This is a genomic window from Porphyromonas uenonis 60-3 (assembly GCF_000174775.1).
Taxonomy (GTDB): domain Bacteria; phylum Bacteroidota; class Bacteroidia; order Bacteroidales; family Porphyromonadaceae; genus Porphyromonas; species Porphyromonas uenonis_A.
Window position 1 is genome coordinate 1 of sequence record NZ_ACLR01000120.1, and the last position, 19,699, is coordinate 19,699.

Annotated in this window: 19 protein-coding genes and 3 tRNA genes; 15 read left to right on the forward strand and 7 right to left on the reverse strand. The window is 53.0% G+C overall.

Annotated elements, in window-relative coordinates; all coding sequences use genetic code 11:
* The 6 genes from PORUE0001_RS09805 to PORUE0001_RS03705 all read left to right on the forward strand — a co-directional run.
* A partial coding sequence (locus PORUE0001_RS09805; protein WP_007365145.1) for an integrase core domain-containing protein occupies window positions 1-372 on the forward strand: 372 nt, incomplete at its 5' end.
* Between the two features lie 533 nt (window positions 373-905).
* Window positions 906-2,894 carry a DUF349 domain-containing protein gene (locus tag PORUE0001_RS03685; RefSeq protein ID WP_007365164.1) on the forward strand — a complete coding sequence of 663 codons (1,989 nt, stop codon included), beginning with the start codon at window positions 906-908 and terminating at the stop codon, window positions 2,892-2,894.
* Between the two features lie 183 nt (window positions 2,895-3,077).
* The gene (gene mltG, locus PORUE0001_RS03690; RefSeq protein WP_007365131.1) at window positions 3,078-4,193 is read left to right on the forward strand and encodes an endolytic transglycosylase MltG; all 1,116 of its coding nucleotides are present in this window, start codon (window positions 3,078-3,080) and stop codon (window positions 4,191-4,193) included.
* A gap of 12 nt (window positions 4,194-4,205) precedes the next feature.
* Complete coding sequence (locus PORUE0001_RS03695) at window positions 4,206-4,958, forward strand: ThiF family adenylyltransferase (RefSeq protein ID WP_007365128.1); 753 nt, start codon at window positions 4,206-4,208, stop codon at window positions 4,956-4,958.
* A gap of 14 nt (window positions 4,959-4,972) precedes the next feature.
* Entirely contained in the window at window positions 4,973-5,662 is a 690-nt protein-coding gene (locus PORUE0001_RS03700) for an ABC transporter ATP-binding protein (RefSeq protein ID WP_007365142.1), read from the forward strand.
* Window positions 5,659-6,387 (forward strand): ComEA family DNA-binding protein, encoded by a 729-nt coding sequence (locus tag PORUE0001_RS03705; protein ID WP_007365139.1) that lies wholly within the window; start codon window positions 5,659-5,661, stop codon window positions 6,385-6,387. The genes PORUE0001_RS03700 and PORUE0001_RS03705 overlap by 4 nt, the downstream gene beginning before the upstream one ends.
* Before the next feature lie 9 nt (window positions 6,388-6,396).
* Here PORUE0001_RS03705 and PORUE0001_RS03710 read toward each other — a convergent pair whose 3' ends face one another.
* The 5 genes from PORUE0001_RS03710 to PORUE0001_RS03730 all read right to left on the reverse strand — a co-directional run bounded on the left by PORUE0001_RS03710 (window position 6,397) and on the right by PORUE0001_RS03730 (window position 8,947).
* The gene (locus tag PORUE0001_RS03710) at window positions 6,397-7,101 is read right to left on the reverse strand and encodes a phosphatase PAP2 family protein (RefSeq protein WP_007365184.1); all 705 of its coding nucleotides are present in this window, start codon (window positions 7,099-7,101) and stop codon (window positions 6,397-6,399) included.
* Between the two features lie 32 nt (window positions 7,102-7,133).
* Window positions 7,134-7,973 carry a hypothetical protein gene (locus PORUE0001_RS03715; protein WP_007365185.1) on the reverse strand — a complete coding sequence of 280 codons (840 nt, stop codon included), beginning with the start codon at window positions 7,971-7,973 and terminating at the stop codon, window positions 7,134-7,136.
* 100 nt (window positions 7,974-8,073) lie between these two features.
* Window positions 8,074-8,146 (reverse strand) — tRNA-Gly (locus tag PORUE0001_RS03720).
* Between the two features lie 48 nt (window positions 8,147-8,194).
* Window positions 8,195-8,277, reverse strand: a tRNA-Tyr gene (locus tag PORUE0001_RS03725).
* A gap of 187 nt (window positions 8,278-8,464) precedes the next feature.
* Window positions 8,465-8,947 carry a ferritin gene (locus PORUE0001_RS03730; protein ID WP_007365171.1) on the reverse strand — a complete coding sequence of 161 codons (483 nt, stop codon included), beginning with the start codon at window positions 8,945-8,947 and terminating at the stop codon, window positions 8,465-8,467.
* 264 nt (window positions 8,948-9,211) lie between these two features.
* Between PORUE0001_RS03730 and PORUE0001_RS03735 the strand changes: the two genes are divergently transcribed.
* A tRNA-Arg gene (locus tag PORUE0001_RS03735) sits at window positions 9,212-9,285 on the forward strand.
* 270 nt (window positions 9,286-9,555) lie between these two features.
* Window positions 9,556-10,788, forward strand: coding sequence for a site-specific integrase (locus PORUE0001_RS03740; RefSeq protein WP_039865538.1), 1,233 nt, complete (start codon window positions 9,556-9,558; stop codon window positions 10,786-10,788).
* Window positions 10,789-10,848: 60 nt separating this feature from the next.
* Here the strand turns inward: PORUE0001_RS03740 and PORUE0001_RS03745 are convergent, their stop codons facing one another.
* Together PORUE0001_RS03745 and PORUE0001_RS03750 are read right to left on the reverse strand one after the other, a co-directional pair.
* The gene (locus PORUE0001_RS03745; protein ID WP_007365147.1) at window positions 10,849-11,451 is read right to left on the reverse strand and encodes a hypothetical protein; all 603 of its coding nucleotides are present in this window, start codon (window positions 11,449-11,451) and stop codon (window positions 10,849-10,851) included.
* A gap of 57 nt (window positions 11,452-11,508) precedes the next feature.
* Entirely contained in the window at window positions 11,509-11,886 is a 378-nt protein-coding gene (locus PORUE0001_RS03750; protein WP_007365187.1) for a hypothetical protein, read from the reverse strand.
* Window positions 11,887-12,021: 135 nt separating this feature from the next.
* Between PORUE0001_RS03750 and PORUE0001_RS03755 the strand changes: the two genes are divergently transcribed.
* From PORUE0001_RS03755 to PORUE0001_RS03785, 7 genes are all read left to right on the forward strand, one after another.
* Window positions 12,022-13,269, forward strand: coding sequence for a hypothetical protein (locus tag PORUE0001_RS03755; protein ID WP_007365193.1), 1,248 nt, complete (start codon window positions 12,022-12,024; stop codon window positions 13,267-13,269).
* Window positions 13,270-13,670: 401 nt separating this feature from the next.
* Window positions 13,671-14,732: a UDP-glucose 4-epimerase GalE gene (gene galE, locus PORUE0001_RS03760; protein WP_007365155.1), complete on the forward strand. Its 1,062-nt coding sequence runs from the start codon at window positions 13,671-13,673 to the stop codon at window positions 14,730-14,732.
* 34 nt (window positions 14,733-14,766) lie between these two features.
* Window positions 14,767-15,147, forward strand: a complete 381-nt coding sequence (gcvH, locus tag PORUE0001_RS03765) for a glycine cleavage system protein GcvH (RefSeq protein ID WP_007365141.1) — start codon at window positions 14,767-14,769, stop codon at window positions 15,145-15,147.
* A gap of 12 nt (window positions 15,148-15,159) precedes the next feature.
* Window positions 15,160-15,669 carry a 5-(carboxyamino)imidazole ribonucleotide mutase gene (gene purE, locus PORUE0001_RS03770; protein ID WP_007365188.1) on the forward strand — a complete coding sequence of 170 codons (510 nt, stop codon included), beginning with the start codon at window positions 15,160-15,162 and terminating at the stop codon, window positions 15,667-15,669.
* Window positions 15,670-15,759: 90 nt separating this feature from the next.
* On the forward strand, window positions 15,760-17,478 hold the full coding sequence (locus PORUE0001_RS03775; protein WP_039865568.1) for a flavodoxin-dependent (E)-4-hydroxy-3-methylbut-2-enyl-diphosphate synthase: 1,719 nt from the start codon (window positions 15,760-15,762) through the stop codon (window positions 17,476-17,478).
* Between the two features lie 20 nt (window positions 17,479-17,498).
* A complete protein-coding gene (dut, locus tag PORUE0001_RS03780) occupies window positions 17,499-17,933 on the forward strand; it encodes a dUTP diphosphatase (RefSeq protein WP_007365160.1) in 435 nt (144 codons plus the stop codon).
* Window positions 17,930-19,693, forward strand: a complete 1,764-nt coding sequence (locus PORUE0001_RS03785) for a tetratricopeptide repeat protein (RefSeq protein WP_007365129.1) — start codon at window positions 17,930-17,932, stop codon at window positions 19,691-19,693. Before dut ends, PORUE0001_RS03785 begins: the two co-directional genes overlap by 4 nt.
* Window positions 19,694-19,699 lie beyond the last annotated feature (6 nt).

Sequence of the window (19,699 nt, forward strand, 5' to 3'; positions counted from 1 at the left end):
GGCAACCCTCTCCACAACGCTATGGCAGAGCGACTTAACGGGATCATCAAGAACGACTGGCTCTACAACTTTGAGGACAAACCCATAGAAGAAGTTCGAGAGATCCTCTCGCAAACGATTGCTCTCTATAACACAGCGCGTCCTCATCGAGCCCTCAACAAGAAGACTCCGATGCAGATGCTCATACCAGATTACCCCAACCCTCTAACCACACAACCATCTAAGAAACAGATTTCTAAGAACAATTCACCAAAAGCTCCGAGCCTCAAAGCTCCGAGCCCATGCCGCTTAACTCCCAACAAAGAGCTATCTTTGTGTACCTCCGCAGTAAAAACGACCACAAGTCGTGTACCCCAGCAGGAGCAAAACTAACAGATGAGTACACTCACAGGACTAACAAAAATAACCCGTGTACCATCTCAGTAACACCTTCCCAACTGTGTACTTTTTTCAGGAAGAGGACAGTCTCATCTGCCTCTTTCCTTGGTTCCATCGGATGAAACTGTAGTTTCACCTAGGAGAAACTCTAGTTTCATGCGGGAGAAACTCTAGTTTCATACGGGAGAAACTCTAGTTTCTCACCGAGGAAAATCAATTTTCTCACGGGAGAAAATCCATTTTCATATAGGAGAAAATCTTTTGACACGGGGTGGGCACGCTCCAATCCCCAAGAATTAGTTATCTTTGCAATCAGAGTAACGAAGACTGACACAGCGCTACGTTTTTATAAACCACCGCTACAACCTCGTGACTCTACCCTGTAGCGAGACGAGTCTCGTGGCTGACTCACGGAGAGCGCCCTGCCGTCCACTACACCGACCGAATAGCAGACAAGGAGCTGGCACCCTGCAGTGGGGCACGCCGAGACTCCTTGACATTAGTAACACATCTAGAATCATCTCGATATGAATCTTATCCCACAAGAAGAGAACATCAATCAGAGCTCAGCTCTCGACCAGACGACCAACACAGCATCAACGCAAGAAGCGACGACCACTCCAGAGACAACCCCATCACCTGAGACGGTGGCGCAGGTGCCTCTAGAGGAGCCCGTAGCGGAGGCTGTAACGACTGAGGATTCAGCCGAGAAGATTCCAGCCCCCACCGAAGAGCTAACCGAGGAGGAGCGTCAGTATCAGGAGCTACTCAACAAGAGCGATGCAGACATTGCCAAGATGAGCTGCGCACAGATCACTGACGACGTGGTACTCTTGCTACAAAGTGGCGAGCTACCTCCACGATCCATCATTGATCGCTACAAGAGCGTCTTCTACAGCAAGATGAATAGCTATCTCAACACCGTCTCTGAGGAAAACGCTAAGCTCCGTGCCGATGCTGAGGCGCAGGAGATAAGGCTCAAGGAGCTTCTCAATGACTTTAAGGAGCGCAATCGCAAGCGCCAGGAGGAGATTGCCGAGGAACAGAAGGCTAATCTAGAGGTAAAGCGCGAACTCCTCGATCGTCTGCGCAAGCTACTCACATCAAGCGAGAGCTTTAGCGTCATCAGCAAGGAGTATCGTGAGATTACCGATAGCTGGCGCAATGCAGGAGCCGTGCCTCCTGGGGATATGCGTCAGACACAGGGCGAGTTTGAGCATCTGAGAGAGCAGTTTTACGATCTGCAGCAGATCAATAACGAGTTCCGTGACTATGACTTCAAGAAGAACCTTGAGGCCAAGGAAGCGATCATACAGCGTGCCAAGGAGCTGGCTGAGTCTACCGATGTAACTCAAGCAGCTCGCGAGCTACAAGACCTACACCACCGCTGGCGTGACGTGGGACCTGTGGCTAAGGAGCTTCGCAAGGATCTGTGGAAGCAGTTTCAGGAGCTTTCGGCACAGATCAACTTCAACAACCAGGAGTATCGCAACCAGCAGCGCACGCAGGAGGGCGAAAACGAGACTATCAAGCGGGGCATCATCACGCAGATAGAGGCTATCAATCCAAACGAGATCAATACCTTCAAGGATTGGCGCACCTTCACCGATCAGATCAAGGAGCTACAAGCTCAGTGGCGCAAGACGGGTCGCGTGCCTCGTGCCGTCAGTGAGGAGCTATACCTCCACTTTAGGACAGCTTGCGACATATTCTTTGACAAGCGCAAGGAGTTCATGCGTGACCGCAACAAGCTCATCAGCGAGCAGGGCGACCGCAAGCGCGCTATCATCGAGGAGATCGAGCAAATCGTCGCGGAGGAGCGCTGGCCTGAGGGGCACAGCCGCATACAGGAGCTACAGACGGAGTGGAACGAGCTAATCCACACCAACAAGCATCAAGCTCTCTTCAAGCGCTTCCGTGAGGCTTGCGACACTTACTATACGCACCACAAAGCGCTCTTCCAGGCGCAGCGTGAGGAGAGCAAAGAGTCGGTGGCTACGGCTAAGCAGCTTCTAGCTCGTGCTCATGAGCTGGCTGCCATCGAAGCTCCGACCGACGCTGATCGTGAGGCGGCAGTGACCTTGCAGAGAGACTTTAACCAGCTGGGCTACATGCCTCGCAAGACGCGCCGTAAGCTACAGGACGAGCTGAAGGAGCAGATGGATGCTTTCTTCAACAAGCTGAGAGCTAGTGACAGACCGCGTGGCGACAGACGTGGCAATCGCAACAATAATCGGCGCAACTTCGGTCCCGCCAGTCCTTACGGTGAGGAGTACGACAAGATACTCCGCAGGAAGGAGCAACTGGAGAGCGACCTGCAGACCTATAGCAATAACAAGGAGCGCCTGAGTGTGACCAGCAGTGCGGGAGAGAATCTGCTCAAGATGCTTGAGGAGCGATGCGATGCGATGCAGCAAGAGATCGATGAGCTAGACCTCAAGCTACGCAATATACGTAAGGAGCAGAGAGCTCAGCAGGAAAGCGACGCTCCAGAAGCCACACAGACAGAGGCGTAGTAATCCGCTCCGCACAGCCTTTTATGCTTAGGCATCCAGCATCTAGGAGAGCTGTCTCTCCTACGCTATGACTCAAGAAAGTACCCACAAGAGACTACCCCACTCCGCCATTAGCGGGTGTGTCCTCCCTTGTGGGTACTGTTTTATTCGCATCCGTTTTTACTAACTGAATAGCTCTCATCTATGTCACGAAGTCGCAAATCTAAGTCTAGACAATGGCGTCCCTCATACTTCAACGATACTTCACGTCGTAATCATCGCAATAGGTCGCCTAAACGTACTGGTGGTAAACTTGCTCTTTGGATCCTGATCGTCATACTACTCTTACTCTCATGGGCTGCCTACCTACTACTACGCCCCGCTGGTAGCTCCAGTCGACAGGAGTACTATGCCTACGTCACGGACACGACTAGTGGTGAGGCCCTGATGACCTCCATAGCTCAGGAACTAGAGGTCAAGAACCCCGCCCTCCTTCGTAGCGTGGCTCGCGTCATACGTCTAGACAGCAAGCTACGCCCAGGACGCTACCATCTGACGCCAAAGATGAGCATCCTCTCCATTTGCAAGAAGATAGCCTACGAAGCACAAGACCCCGTCAAGCTCGCTTTCTCCTCTATTCGTACTCAGGGGGAGCTGATTGACAAGCTGACAGCACCGCTGGCGATGACCTCTGAGGAGCTACGCACGCTACTGCGAGACTCGGTCTACTGCGATTCGCTAGGATTTACGACGGAGACCGTGCGCTGTATGTTCCTCCCCGACACCCACGAGGTCTACTGGACGACTACGCCCAGGGAGCTCCTGCACAAGTATGAGCAAAGCTACCACAAGTTCTGGGACAAGCAGCGCACCGCACTGGCTCAGGAGATGGGACTCACGCCTGTGGAGGTGTCAATCATAGCCTCAATAGTCGAGGAGGAGTCCAGCAAGACGGACGAGTATGGCGACATTGCGGGGCTTTACATCAATCGCCTACACAAGGGGATGCCACTACAGGCGGACCCAACGCTTAAGTTTGCCTCGGGCAACTTCACGGCTCAGCGTATCGGAGGCGAACTGCTTAAGATTGACTCGCCCTACAACACCTACAGATACAAAGGTCTCCCCCCTGGTCCTATCCGCTATCCGCAGATGACCACGATAGATGCCGTGCTGCACCGTAAGCCGCATGACTACCTATATATGTGTGCTCGGGCGGACTTCTCGGGGTATCACGCTTTTGCCACTACCTATGCGGAGCATATGCGCAATGCGAAAGCTTATCAGAAAGCTCTAGACGAGCGAGGCATCACGGAGTAGCTAGACGATACGATGACACCTATGGACGGCATACCGCACTGGCTGGAGCGTACGGAGCTACTCCTCGGGAGCGAGACGCTACAGCGCCTTGCCGATAAGCATATCCTCGTCGTGGGGCTCGGCGGTGTGGGGAGCAAGGCGTGCGAACTCTTGGCGCGCTCTGGTATCGGTCGCTTTACGCTCGTAGACCACGACAAGGTCGATGAGACGAATATCAATCGTCAGGTGATAGCCTTCAGAGATACCATAGGTCGTCCTAAGGTAGAGGTGGTGGAGGAACTACTGCATCGGATCAATCCGGACATAGCGGTGGAGGCGCACGCCGCCTATCTCTCGGGCGACAACATCCCCACGCTCCTCTCGGTGCATCACTACGACTATATCCTAGACTGCATCGACACGCTCACGCCTAAGTGCGAACTCATCCTCACTGCGCATCAGCTAGGCATCCCAATCATCAGCGCTATGGGCGCAGGAGCTAAGCTAGATCCGCAGCGGGTCTCGGTAGCGCCGATGAGCAAGACGCATATCTGCGCCTTGGCTCGCTTCGTGCGCAAGCGACTTCGCCAGCTAGAGGCGCCTCGATCTGTCTTTGACACGCCATGTGTCTATAGTAGCGAGCCTTCGCATGAGGAGGCTATACGTGCCCTTCCTCACGGTGATCAGAACAAGCGCAGCATCGTAGGGACAATCTCCTACATGCCTCAGCTCTTCGGCATTAACATGGCAGCCTACGTACTACAAGACCTCTCTACTCCTCAGTAAAAACGACTAAGCTTATGCCCACGCCTCTCGTTACTCTAGACTCTATCTGCAAGTCCTTTGGCTCTCTGCAAATACTCAAAGAGATAACCCTCTCGATACATCAAAGCGAGATAACCTCTATCGTCGGGCCTAGCGGTGCGGGCAAGACGACGCTCCTGCAGATCATCGGCACGCTACTCAAGCCGGACAAGGGGCAACTGCTCATCAACGGGGTTGATCCTTTTACCCTCTCGGCTCAGAAGCAGGCGCACTTTCGCAATAGTCAGATAGGCTTCGTCTTTCAGTTTCACCAGTTGCTACCTGAGTTCACGGCAGTAGAGAATGTTGCCATCCCCGCTATGATCGCAGGCATGAGCAAGCGCCAAGCACTCAGCGAAGCGGAGCAGATACTGACCCAGCTCGGGCTAGCCGATCGTCTGAAGCACCGTCCGGCCCAGCTCTCGGGAGGTGAGAAGCAGCGCACAGCTGTGGCGCGTGCACTGATCAACCGCCCCACGCTCATCCTAGCCGACGAACCTTCTGGGAGCCTTGACACACAGCGCAAGGAGGAGCTCATCGAGCTATTCTTCGAGCTACGAGACCGGCTCGGACAGACCTTCCTGATCGTGACGCACGACGAAGACTTTGCGCAACGAGCTGACCGCACCATCTCACTACAAGATGGGCGCATCATAGCCGACACCGCAACCTCGGAAGAGTTATGAGTAGCTTCAAGAGAGGACGCATAGAGACTTGGGTGCTGATAGCCGTCAGCCTCATCATACTCTCGGCCATCGGCAAGGTGCTTTGGGACAATAATTACAATGCGCAGCCACTTGCATCACTGGCAGGACAGACGATGAACGAGCAAATGGGCGCTCTTCCCACGGACTCCACACAAAGACGAGCTGGCGGGACCTACGCACCGCCTATACAGCCTAATAAGTCCTACAAAGAAGAGGGCAACGCCTCGCAAGGTGTCGAGCTGTCGGCCGATTACGTGGGAGCGCCTGACAGACCGCAGTACACTTCGCAGCCAAAGCTCCGAGAGGGACAGCGCATAGACCTTAATAGTGCTGACACATTGGCACTCCAACAAGTTCCTGGTATCGGTCCCAGCTTTGCCAGGCGCATCGCTAGGTATCGTGACCAACTAGGCGGTTACTACACCGTGCTACAGCTACAAGAGGTCTTCGGCATGGAGCCAGATAGGTACCAGCGTATCAAGCCCTTCTTCTATATCGGGGTGAAGAACTACAGTACTGCCTTCCAGTCCCTACGTAGCGACAGCATCCCCGCTCATCCCTACCTTAACTACCGTCAGCAAATGGCTCTAGCACGGAGCATTCGTAAGAACGGGACCATAGATTCGTGGCACCGCATCATGAGTCTTGAGGAGTTCAATCGGGATGACAGCGTACGCCTCTCCCACTACTTTCACTTCAAGTGAGCGCGTAGCCTACCAGCCCGCCTGCCCTTTCATCACGCCCATCAGCTCTCCAGCGAAAGCAAAGAGGAAGAGGATGTAAACGCAAAGAAATGCGGTCAAATATCCGATTGTCGAAGCGCAGAGACGGCTTTGAGGTGTCGAGGGATGCACGTTGTAGAGCTTGACACGTAGCCAGCGGTAGAGCAGATAGACCAAGTATCCCAGCAGTAGTCCTAGACAGGCACCTGGCACCACGTCCGTGATGAAGTGAACGCCTAGATAGATGCGACTATACGCAGTTGTCAAGGCTAGCGCAAAGACTACAACCGTGTACCAGCGATTGCGAAAGGCTAGCGCGGTAAACATCGCCAGCCCCATAAAGTTGGTCGCATGCCCTGAGATGAAGCCATACCCCCACGCTTTGTAGCCATAGACCGACTGCACGACGTCTGCCGTCAGGGGATGGTAAGAGGGTCGTAACCGCTCGAAGTAAGGCTTGATCAAGCCACTAGAGAGCTGGTCGGCCACCGTAATCAGGAGCGCCAGCATAACCACAAGGAGGATAGACTCGCGGAGAGGCTTTTTGGCAAAAAGGAAGACAACCAGTCCGAAAGCAACAACAATCCACGGCCAGCGTGAAGAGATGAGGTACATAAAGGCATCCCAGTAAGGGGTGTGGGCCGCGTTGAGCGTGAGAAAGAGCGAGCGCTCCCAGAGAGCTAATTGTTCGACCATATCTTCGTTACGTTGACTTCCGAGTGAGATGATTATTGAATGATAGCGACAGGCTCTACATTAGCTTTAGGTAGCCATCCCTCTGTCCCATCAGGTAGTACGACATGCAGATAGGAGCCACCCTCGGCTGTAGATGCGATGCGTAGCTCGGCACCATCGTACAGCTCCGTCACTGGCTCAGCCACTGCGGGGTCATCCTCTAGAGCATATAGCGGAGCCTTGACACTGCACACGATCGCTACGTCCGTCTGCTTATCATAGTGACGACGATGTAGGATCATCAGTAAGGTACAGCCCCACAAGAGTAGCAGAATAAGCATTGCATAGAAAGATGTGCGTCGCACCCTCCTTGAGCGTCCCAAGAAGAAAGCCAAGCAAGTGACAACTGCCCCCACAAAAAGGACAATAGAGATAACCAGCCAACCACTCATAGGGAGTGCATAAGCACACGCATCGGCCCAGCGCCGTACGATCGGGTACTCCATGGCGGGCATATTCATCCTTGCCTCCTCGGCTAAGCGCAGATTGTGTCGTGCTTCCTTATAGTCTGGCGTCAGCAGTAGCGCCTTGCGATAGCTCACGATAGCCCATCCCCGTTGCTCCGTCTGGCTATAAGCGACACCTGCACGGTAGTAGCAAAGGCTCTGCAGACTAGCTCTCCCAGAGCACTCCTCGGCTGTACGGTCGTACATCTTCGCAGCTTGCTCATAGCGTCCCGCCTTGTAGAGCGTGTCCGCCTCCACAAAGGTCTGTGGTAGTTGCTCTGTATCCGAGAGGTCTGCACGACCACAAGAGCATAAGAGGAGACACCCCACAAGAAGCGTCACCAAGACACTGCACACGCACTTACCGCCTCTATCTAGTATCATCATATATTTAACTCACTTTCCCTACATTGACTCAGGACTGGCTCTCCTGATACAAAAAAAGAGCGGCAACTCGTACCGCTCTATCAATCATTTACTCACCTTGAGCGGAAGACGGGGCTCAAACCCGCGACCCTCAGCTTGGAAGGCTGATGCTCTATCAACTGAGCTACTTCCGCATATACACGACTGACCGTATCAGTCGTCCGAAGGTCGTGACTACGCCGTGGGCAGTGATGGATTCGAACCACCGTAGGCTTACGCCAGCTGAGTTACAGTCAGCCCCATTTGGCCACTCTGGTAACTGCCCCTTCGGTCGTCCAGATTGCTCTGTCAACGCCTTCGTGAGTGCAAAGGTACAAAAAACTTTTGTCTCTGCAACTGCCTAAGCACCTCAAATTGCTAAAAAACATACGAGGCATAGTAGTCGGAGCGTTACCTTCCCCCCCTTTCGGTACTATGCCTCATACGTTACTATATCATTGAGCGACTATTTATTATCGCTTAGAGAGCTTTGCATTGACGAGATAGATACCCTTCTCACCAGCCATACGTAGCTGATCTATGATGCCGAGGACAGTGTTTTCCTCCTCAACCTGCTCATCGATATAGCGCTTAAAGAACGAGCTAGTAGCGTAGTCGCTAGCCTCTAGAGCCTCTTTATAGATATTGTGTATCAGCTCTGTAACATGGCACTCGTGCTTGTAAGCTGCCTCAAAGAGCTCTAGGGGAGTACCATGGTGCTGTGGCATTTCGGCTACACCTGTCAGCTGTGGGTGTCCAGAGCGTAGCTGTAGATAGTGAGCGATCTCAAGGGCATGCTCGATTTCCTCGTGATACTGCTGGAGGAACCAATGAGCAAAGCCATCATAACCCTCTTCTTCCATCTGGAAGGACATTGAGAGGTAAAGGTATGCTGCGTGAAACTCTGCGTTAATTTGTGCGTTGACCAAAGTGGCCATCTTGTCGTTGATCTTCATACTGTTTTGATTTGAATTTTACTTTGCGGACGTCTTCTTCGTCCGATAGTGCAAATATAACAAATATTCTTCAGCTGGAGACTATGCGTGCGCGCACTTTCATCGTTCTTGATTTTGGGAGAAGAGATAGTTTTTTGTATCTTTGCCGAGCCGTAGCGGTAATGAGGGTTGTCAAGATCGTTTTTTTTGATCTTATGAACATGGCATCTAGCTTGCGATAGCCCGCTACGAAGATACACTCTGTGAGGAGTGTCGGGATACATAGGTCGAGTAGCTCAGCTGGATAGAGCAACTGCCTTCTAAGCAGTAGGTCTTGGGTTCGAATCCCAACTCGATCACAAAACTTACAATTTGCTTATAGAGTGGTGTTTACCGCTCTATTTTCGTTTGAAAAAGCGGTTTTTCCCATCGGTTTCCTGTCGCAATCTCAGCACAAAACCATGCCAAAACTCCGCAAAACTCCGCAAAACCCTACAATTTTCAGCAAATTCTCAGCACATTCACCAGCACAAAGTGCTAACTTTGCCACGGAGCAAGAGACGAAAAAGAGAGCTAAAACGAACCTATCACACAAAGCTCCAAAGCGAATAGGACGACTAGGACAAATAATGAGAGCAAGACTAAGACTAGACAGGAGACGAGCCAAAGCAGACGGCACCTACCCTATCATTATGTACTACAACTTCAAGGGACGCAGCGTTGTTGAGCCTACGGGCTGGAGCGTCTTTTTGGAGCAATGGGACGATGAGATGCGAGAGGTCGTACACCACCCCGAGGCGCGTATGCTCAATGCTATGCTACACGAGCGCATCGTATCACTAGAGGAGGCTCTCATACGCTTGCAATACGAGGGGGCGCTAGATGATATTGATAGCGTCTCAGAGGTACGACAAGTAGTTGGTGAATACCTAGGACTGACAGTACGAAAGATAGCCAAGCGGGTACCCAGCGGGGGCTTTTGGGAGACCTTTAACGAGTTTGCCGAGAGTAGACCTGCAGAGAGCACAAGAGAGACCTACAGACATACGATGCGCAGGATACAAGCCTTTGACAAGCGATGCGAAGAGCTGGCGTGGGAGGATGTAGACGTTGCGTGGCTCAAGCGCTTTGAAGCCTTTCTCGCTAAGACTAGTCGCTCAGCTAACGGACGGGGTATACTGCTACGTAACATTCGTGCGGTCTTCAACTTCGCAATAGACGAGGAGCGTACGACACTCTACCCCTTTAGGCGGTTCAAGATACGGACAGAGCAGACCCGCAAGCGTGCCCTAACCGTAGAGGAGCTACGGGAGATAGTCCAGCTAGACCTGCCCGAAGACCTCGCCTTGCATCGTGATGTCTTCCTCCTCTCCTTTTGTCTCATCGGTATCAATATGGTAGACTTGTCACGTCTCACGGAGGTTAAGCGGGGGCGCATTGAGTACAAGCGAGCCAAGACGGGGAGACTATACTCTATCAAAGTGGAGCCCGAAACTAAAAAGCTCTTAGCCCGTCTTAAGGGGCAAAAGCTCCTTGTCGGTGTCTTTGAGGGCTACAAAAACTACAAAGACTACATAGGTCACTGCAACGATGCTCTCAAAAAGCTCGGACGAGTGCATATAGGCAAGCAAGGTCGCAGGACATACAAGCCTATCTGCGACGAACTAACCACCTATTGGGCGCGTCATACGTGGGCAACCTTAGCGTCACGGATAGACATACCCAAGGACACCATAAGACGAGCCCTCGGTCACGCAGACAACTCAGTCACCGACATCTACATAGACTTTGACGATACCAAGATAGACGAAGCCAACCGTAAGGTCTTGGACTACGTCTTCGGAGGCATCAAGAAGTGGTGATACGACAAGCCCCCACGGGCTGGTCGGCTGGTGGGGGCTGTGCTGTTGTGTTGCTGGGGGCTATTGCAAGCCTTTCTCTTTGAGGGCTTTCCACCTTGCTGTTGTCGTCGGGATAGCCGTGTACAACTCCTGAAATAGTCGGTAGACCTCGTTGTAGTTGCCCTCGTTGTAGGCTTTGGTGATGGCTGCCTCGGCATCCTCCATCCTCTTATTGGGTATGTATGCTATTATGGGGTTCTCTGTCTCACCCTCTCTCATCGGAGCGAGTATGCGCAGGTCACGGACTTTGAGGAAGTAGTCGTTGAGCTCTAGGCGACCCTCCTTGTTGTCGAAGTCGTTCATAATCATTCCACCCCACATCATAATGCGCTCGTGCTCGTAGTCCTTCTGCACATCATCAATACCTAGCGGGCGGTCTGTTAGCCCCTGCCTTGGCTCTGTGAACATAAAACACCCCGCACGCTCCACGACCTCTCGTGGGGTGGGTACAGGGTCATCCGTGGTTGTTGTGTCGGTTGAGTTGGTGACTTTCATTGTGTTGTTTCTTACGTTAATGTAAAGTCTAGCTGAGGGGTCTAGACCTTTCTGTGTTGGCTCCTGCTTAGGATTGCAGGCGGTCAGTAGAATTGCTCCGAGTAGTAGGAGCGGTGCGAAGTGTCTCATAGTTGTATCTGCTTTGTGTTACTGTAGTGCAAATATAGGCTTTTCCGCTGGAAGCTACTACTCAGTCTTGAATGCGACATAGGATATTGCTTTGGTGTGTGGATTGTCGTTGTTGCTGAGGATACGGACTACGAAGTACTCAGATGTAATATTGTACACTCGTGGCGTGAGCGACCAATTGATGTTGTTGCTTGACCAGCCCGACACCTGCACGATTGGTATGTAGTTGGTGTTGCCGATGCTGTGGTAGACCTTATAAGCGTTCATACCATAGTCGTACACCGCCTGCGCCTCGTTCTGTCCTCGTCTCTTAGCCCGCTTCCCAAAAGCTTTTATCTGCGAGCCATTCTCGGTGAAGCTCGCACCGCACAGCGTGCCCATGGAGCGGTCTTCACCGCTTTTTTTGTATCTACAAGGTAGCTGTAGACTTGTCATATGACAGCTTGCTACGTACTACTATCATCTCTCCAGTAGCTTCGTAGCACCAATTTAGTATCTTTGTGCTCAGCGAGATACGTTTCCCTAGCAGGTGGTAGCTTGCACTTTTATAAACCTATTCACAACACACGTATGACAAAAAAGTTCATCTCGGCTATCTTACTAGCCCTCCCCCTACTCTACTGCCAGAGCCTCTCCGCACAGGATGCTACGCAAAGTCTGAATCCGCTATCGCTCCTGAGTGAGTACAACCTACAGGATGTAGGACTCCTCGCTAAGCCCAACGAAGACGGCAAGGCGTGGGGTGCACTCTTTCAGTTTGGGCGCAACGTACCCTTTGACTACAAGGGTGATGCCCCTCGTGAGGAAACTCCCGTATCGGGCAATGACCCCAAGGTGTGGGGCAAGAGCTTCCTGATGAAGGCTGAGGGGCAGGCCAAGTATGACTGGCTCACGACAGGAGCCCTCGGAGATAAGTGGACGGACATCGTAGCGCTAGCGTCCGATGCACCAGCTACTTATCGGGGTGATAATGGTGGCGATCCATGCCCTAAAGGTATGCACATACCGAGCTACACAGAGTGGGTGTCTGTTATGCCTAGCTCCTTTGCAGTTGCTGACTTCACGGGCAAGATAGGCTTCAAGCATACCACCGAGTCTATCACCATACAGGGGCAAACAAAAGAGTATGAAGCTGATTACTACAGCAAGACCAAAAACGAAATCGTCGGCATCAAGTGTAGCGATGAGAGCGGAAAGTATCGCACCGCCTTCCGCTGGAGCTGGTCAGACTATGGTCTTCTCATTGAGGCGAAGTGGATCGGACAGAGATATGCAACCATGCAGGAGTTCGTGGCTGAGACAGACTTCTGGACGACAGACCAGGAGCGTATCGTAAGACGCTTCCTCCCAGCATCGGGCTACATATCAGGCTCTACTGGGCTAGCCTCTCAGCGATATGAAGACCTATACTACTGGTCAGCATCTGCCTCTCTAAAGAACGAAGGCTTCGCTCCGACAGTGTGGGGCTATCCATACGATGAGGAGTCTGGAGATGGTGGTGCAGCTACTTACGAGAATGTCATGGGACGCTATAGCGCAGCCTGCATACGCTGTATGATGGGACAGCCTACCTCGACGGAGATTCAAACGCCCGCTCAGCAGGTAGCTCTCAGCGCTTCTTCTGATGCCAACGGAGTACTCGCTATCTCTGTAACACCCGACCTCGTCGGAGCTAGCTACAACCTTTATACCTCCGAGGGACTACTCGTCAACCGAGGCATCCTATCTGACACGCAGCAGTGGATCAATATAGCGCACCTACCTCATGGATACTACATCCTCACTGCAGGTCAACAGTCCGTCAGAGTAGTACGATAAGGCACCTAAGAGCTAATACGTTAGTTACATGCGAGTTGCGAACATTTGACCTCATCAAGGTTGAGTCCCCACAGAGGAATCTGCAAATCGCTCACTGAAAAACAAATATTCTCCACGGAGGGGCGAAATAAAAGTTCGGAAGAATGAAATGAAACTTCGGAAGAAGCAAATCAAAGTTCCGAAGAATTTGTTTGTTCCTCCGTGGGGATTCTAAGATTTGCACGGAGGAATTGTTCGATTTCCTCCATGGTAGCGTAGATGAGCTCATCTCGTACCATCTGCCAGCCCCGTTAGGATTGCACGAAAAATCGTCCTATGTCGTGGATTTGTCGTAATTTTGGGAAGCCGATGAAACTCAAAGTCTCGTTGGCTTCGCCCAAATAAATCGCTAGCTAATGACAATGCACGAACATACCCCAAAGTCTATCCTCCTCACAGGGGGCTGTGGATACATAGCTTCCCACACGGCCGTCGTCCTGCAGGAGGCGGGCTACGGTGTCATCCTAGTAGACAACCTGTCTAACTCTCGTCGTGAGGTGGTTGATGCCATTGCGCAGATTACCTCGGTACGACCACAATTCTACGAGGTGGACTGCACCGATGCGGTGGCTATGGGTAAGATTTTCGAGCATCACAAGGGCGAGATAGAGGGGGTGATTCACTTTGCCGCACATAAGGCAGTCGGAGAGTCGGTCGAGCAACCGCTACGCTACTACGACAACAATATCAATTCGCTCATCACGCTCCTACGCTGTATGGAGCGGTATGGCGTGCAGCACCTTGTCTTCTCCTCTTCCTGCACGGTCTACGGTCAGCCAACGGCTGAGCATCTGCCGATCACCGAGTCGGCTCCTCGTCAAGATGCCACCTCGCCTTATGGCAATACGAAGCGCATCAACGAGGATATCATCACAGACTCTGTGCGGAGTGGCATGCCTCTGCAGGCGGTCATACTACGATACTTTAACCCTATCGGGGCGCATCCCTCGGCACTCATTGGTGAGGAGCCTGTGGGTACACCGCAAAACCTCATTCCTTTCCTGACCCAGACGGTAGCAGGGCTGCGCAAGGAGCTCGTCGTCTTTGGCAATGATTATAACACGCTAGACGGCACCTGCATCCGTGACTACATCGATGTGATGGACCTAGCACAGGCTCATCTAGCAGCGCTACGTCGTCTGCATCGCAGTGATGTAGGATCAACTCCAGCACACTATATATATAATGTAGGCATGGGTCGCGGGCTGAGTGTCTTGGAGCTGATACAAGCCTTCGAGCGAGCCACGGGACGCACCGTGCCTTATCGCATAGGCGACCGCAGAGCGGGCGACATAGAGCAGATATGGGCCGACACGAGCTACGGTGAGCAGGAGCTCCAGTGGCATGCGGAGATACCTATCGAGGAGAGTCTGCGACGTGCGTGGCACTGGCAGGAGGCTCTAGACAAGCGACATATCAATTGAAAGACAATTATAACCATTTAACGAACAAATAACTATGAACTTCCCAAACGAACTAAAGTACACAGCTGACCACGAGTGGGTACGCATCAATGGCAACGAGGCTGTCATCGGTATCACCGACTTCGCTCAGAGCGAGCTTGGCGAGATCGTTTACGTAGACGTTGACACTGAGGGTGAGAAGATTGAGCGCAACGAGGTCTTTGGCTCTATCGAGGCTGTCAAGACTGTTTCTGACCTGATGATGCCTATGACGGGCGAAGTCCTAGAGGTCAATGAGGAGCTAGAGGATGCTCCTGAGCTGGTCAACGAAGATCCATACGGCAAGGGCTGGATCATCAAAGTAGCTATCACAAATCCCGCAGAGGCTGACGAGCTACTCGACGCTGCTAGCTATCAAGAGAAAATCGGTAAGTAAGAGCTAGAGCAGATGCAACCTCTCGTTAGCGTCATCATGGGTAGCACGAGTGATCTACCCATCATGCAGCGTGCCGCCAAGCAACTGGAGGCACTGGAGATACCCTTCGAGCTACTCGCACTCTCTGCCCATCGCACTCCCGATGAGGTAGCACAGTTCGCACGAAGTGCCGAGGAGCGTGGCGTACGTGTCATCATAGCTGCTGCTGGTATGGCCGCACACCTATGCGGTGTCATCGCCTCGATGACTACACTGCCTGTAATCGGAGTGCCTATTGATGCCTCTCTGGAGGGACTAGACGCTCTGCTAGCTATCGTACAGATGCCCCCAGGCATTCCCGTAGCAACGGTCGGAGTCAATGCGGCGCAAAACGCAGCGCTCCTAGCGGCTCAGATGCTGGCACTAGGCGATCCAGAGATAGCTCAAAGAGTGAGAGCTCAGAAGGCTTCGCTCAAGGAGAAGATCGTCAAGGCTAACAAAGAGCTAGCTCAGATCTCTGACTATAAGTACAAAACGAACTAACGATAAGACGACGTAGAGGTGGAGGGTGACACAGCTTTTGTCCTCCCCCCCTACTCGTTTATCTTTGCTATACACACCTACTACCATAATATGTCTCTCTGTAGATACCAGCGTCGTCAGAGTTACTCCGTACCTATCGGTGAGGCTCGTCTAGGAGGCGAGTCGCCACTGCTCTTACAGAGCATGGCCAACGTGAGTACGATGGAGACGGATCTCTGTGTGGCACAAGCTCTACGCTGTGCCAGCGAGGGGTGCCAACTCTTTAGGTATACGGCTCAAGGTGTACGAGAGGCTACCAATTTGGGCGTAATCGCTGAGCAACTACGTGCCGAGGGGTGTCGCATGCCTCTGGTGGCGGACATACACTTTAGGAGTGAGCCTGCCTTTGAGGCGCTCAAGCATGTGGAGAAGGTGCGTATCAACCCAGGCAACTTCCTTCATCAGAAGGCTTCGCTAGACGATGAGACTGCACGGGCAGAGATAGCAGAGGTCTTCGGACGCTTTGTTCGCGAGGCACAAGCTCGTCACCGTACTATACGCATTGGTGTCAATCATGGCTCCCTCTCTGAGCGCATCCTAGCTCGGTATGGCAACACGCCCGAGGGAATGGTCGCCTCCTGCATGGAGTACCTAGAGGTGTGCGACAGCCTAAGGATGCGTGACGTAGTCATCTCGATGAAAGCCTCCAATGTCCTAGTCATGACGCAAGCCGTGCGCCTACTGGTGGAGCGTATGGATGCGCTAGACCTACACTATCCGCTACACCTCGGAGTCACCGAGGCGGGTGCTGGTGAGGATGGACGTGTCAAGAGCTGTATCGGCATTGCCAGCCTGCTCGTTGACGGTCTGGGCGATACGCTGAGAGTCTCTCTGAGCGAGGAGCCTGAGGCGGAGCTTCGCTTTGGCAAGAAGCTTATCGCATACATCGATCAGTTGGCCACTTTTGACCAGACCAGACCAATCTACGGAAGTCATACTTACCGCTCCGTAACTCGTAACCAAGCGCAGGGAGCTAAGGAAGAACTAGCTAAATACCCAGCGGTGCTGACACTGGACAGCGACGGGAAAGCTCTTGACGTTGGCTTTGATGCCCGACTGGAAGAGACGCAATTAGCTTTCGCCGAGGAAAGGCAGACACTACAGGTCATCAACCTGGACACGCCAATGGATCGGCTGGTGCAGCACTTAGAGGACTTTGTAGCTCACTGGGACGGACACTCTTGGCTGGAGCTAAGAGGCGCAGAGCTGGACTATATATATAAGGTACGCTATGCCGTAGATCAACTCTCGAGAAGAGGTGCGATACCTCGCATATTGCTACACTATGCGTCCTATGCGAGAGGCTATGACGACATCTTGATCGACTGCGCTACGCAGCTCGGTTCGTTGCTTTTGGAGGGAATCGGCAATGCGGTTGCTTTTTCAGCAGTGGCTATGAGTCCTAAGGCTCGTTTGGACCTGCTCAATGGCATCCTTCAAGCGGTACGCATTAAGATGACTCACACCGAGTTCATCAGTTGTCCTGGCTGTGGGCGCACGCTCTTTGACCTTCAGCAGACGGTGGCGCAGGTTAAGCAACGACTAGCGCATCTACCTAATCTCAAGATTGGTGTGATGGGTTGCATCGTCAATGGTCCTGGCGAAATGGCCGATGCGGACTACGGTTACGTGGGCGGTGGCGTCGGCAAGGTCGACCTATACCGAGGCCAGGAGCGACTCGTGCATGGCATCCCTTCGGCAGAAGCTGTGGATCACCTCATTGAGCTCATCAAGAGTGACGGCAAGTGGTGCGACCCGCCACAGCAATAACCTTTATACCTACTCAACTCATGCTTCCTATTCGGATTATCAACCGCTCTTCCTATCCCCTGCCCCAATACGCTACAGCACTCTCTGCAGGGCTAGACCTACGAGCTAACCTAGAGCAAAGCGTCTCGCTGGCACCCTTAGAGCGTCGGCTGATACCCACTGGTCTATACATGGAAATCCCCGCTGGCTACGAGGGACAGGTGCGTCCACGCAGTGGGCTGGCCATCAAGCAGGGGCTGACCGTACTCAATGCGCCTGGCACGATCGACGCAGACTATCGTGGCGAACTTCAGGTAATCCTGATCAATCTATCTCAGGAGGCAGTGGAGATAGCGCCTGGCGAGCGGATTGCTCAGCTAGTCTTCGCACACCATGAGCAGTGCGACTGGATTGAGGTCGAGAGCCTTTCGGACACTCAGCGAGGCGATGGCGGTTTTGGACATACTGGCGTATGAAAAGCTTCGGTCGGCAGACACTCTTACTCCTTCTCTTAGCTCTGCTAGGGCTAACCTCTGCTAAAGTCTCTGCGCAGTCCACAGAGACGAAGGAGACTGCCTACTCGCTCATTGAGGACTATGCCAATATCCTCTTCTTCGCAGGAGCGCAAGAGCCTGCCATCGGCTACCTCTACTACCTCTACGATGGCTACCCCGACCAGCAGGTTCGGACGGCTGTCCCGCTAGCCAGTTGGCTTGATCTGACAAGTCGGCAAAACGAAGCTAAAGATCTACTCAAAACTCTTTTCACCAAGCGAAGCGACCAAGCGCGCGCCAGCCAAGAGCTCGTACGCTACTACCTCACGCTCCTCTACAGTAGCGGAGAGATTGACGAGGCTGACTCGCTCTTTGCCATGCTCCCGAGGGAGGTGTCGAGCCACCCGAACATACTGCTCGTTCATCTGACCAGCCTAGCGATCCTGAACAAGAACCAAGAGTTGATAGAGCAGATTGCACAGCTAGACACAACATTGCTCACAGACCCTCAGCAGCAAGAAGTCTACTACCGACTCGTCGCTCAGGCCTCCTCCAAGCTAGGAGACTACCAGCGCATGCTCCAAGCTGCGGAGCGTCTAGTTGCGCTTGAGCCGAGCAACCTAGGCAATCACCACACACGTCTAGAAGCGCTCAACGCACTGAGGCTAGACGATCAGATAGAGAAGGGTCTGGCGCAACTTCAGCAGACGCTCTCTCTACCCGACGCCTACATCGAGGTGACTCGAGCCGAGTTGATCGCCTCGCGCCGAGACACCAAGCAATCGGCCGACTACCTCTACCGCTATCTAGCGAGACAAGACAGCATCTCCTCTGTCTCGGCACGCATTGTCTCCATGCTACTGCCAGACTTCTCAGACATTAGCCAGATCCCGTCAGAGTTTATCCCCGCCTTGACACGCCTCGCAGAGCTAGAGCCGACCGATCCGAAACTCTTCGCCGACCTTTATATGATTGTCTCAACACAAGAGGGGAAAGCGCAGGCGGAGCAACTGATCAAGCACTTTTACGACAACCCCAAGACCGCTTATAGTGCGGTACTCGTGCAGGCTTCGCAGATGAAGGAGCAGGAGCGACTAGAGTACCTCACATCGGCACGCAAGCGCTACCCCGCAAACCTTCAGATACTGGCGCTCTACGCTGGCGAACTCATCGCTCAAGACCGCTTAGACGAAGCTAAGCAAGCGATCAGTAGCCAGTTAGACTGGACCAAACTCAAGACCGCCGAAGGCGTTAAGCCGACCGAAGGACTGCGTCTGCTACTCCTCTACTCTTCGCTTATCTACGAGCGACAGAAGCAGTCGGCACAGGCGCTAGAGGTCTTTGAGATAGCCGAGCGACTCTTTCCTCGAGATGCCATCTTGCTCAACAACTACGCCTACTACCTCTACACCTTATCGCCACAAGACAGTAGCCATCTAGCGAAAGCCGAGCAACTAGCCGCGACAGCTTACGGACTAGCCCCCGAAGAGGCCAACATCCTCGACACTTACGGCACGATCCTTCTAGCTCAAGGCAAAACGACCATGGCTCAACTCATGCTCTCGCAAGCGGTAGAGCGAGCCGAGCAATTAGGCAAGCCCAATGCGGGTTACATCGAGCGACTAGGCGACGCTTATCTGCAGGGTGGCGATCGGCAAGCTGCCCTCCAGCAGTGGCAACGAGCTTACCAGTTAGCCCCCACGGAGGCGCTCCAGCAGAAGATTGATGCGCTAAACCCTTAGTTATGA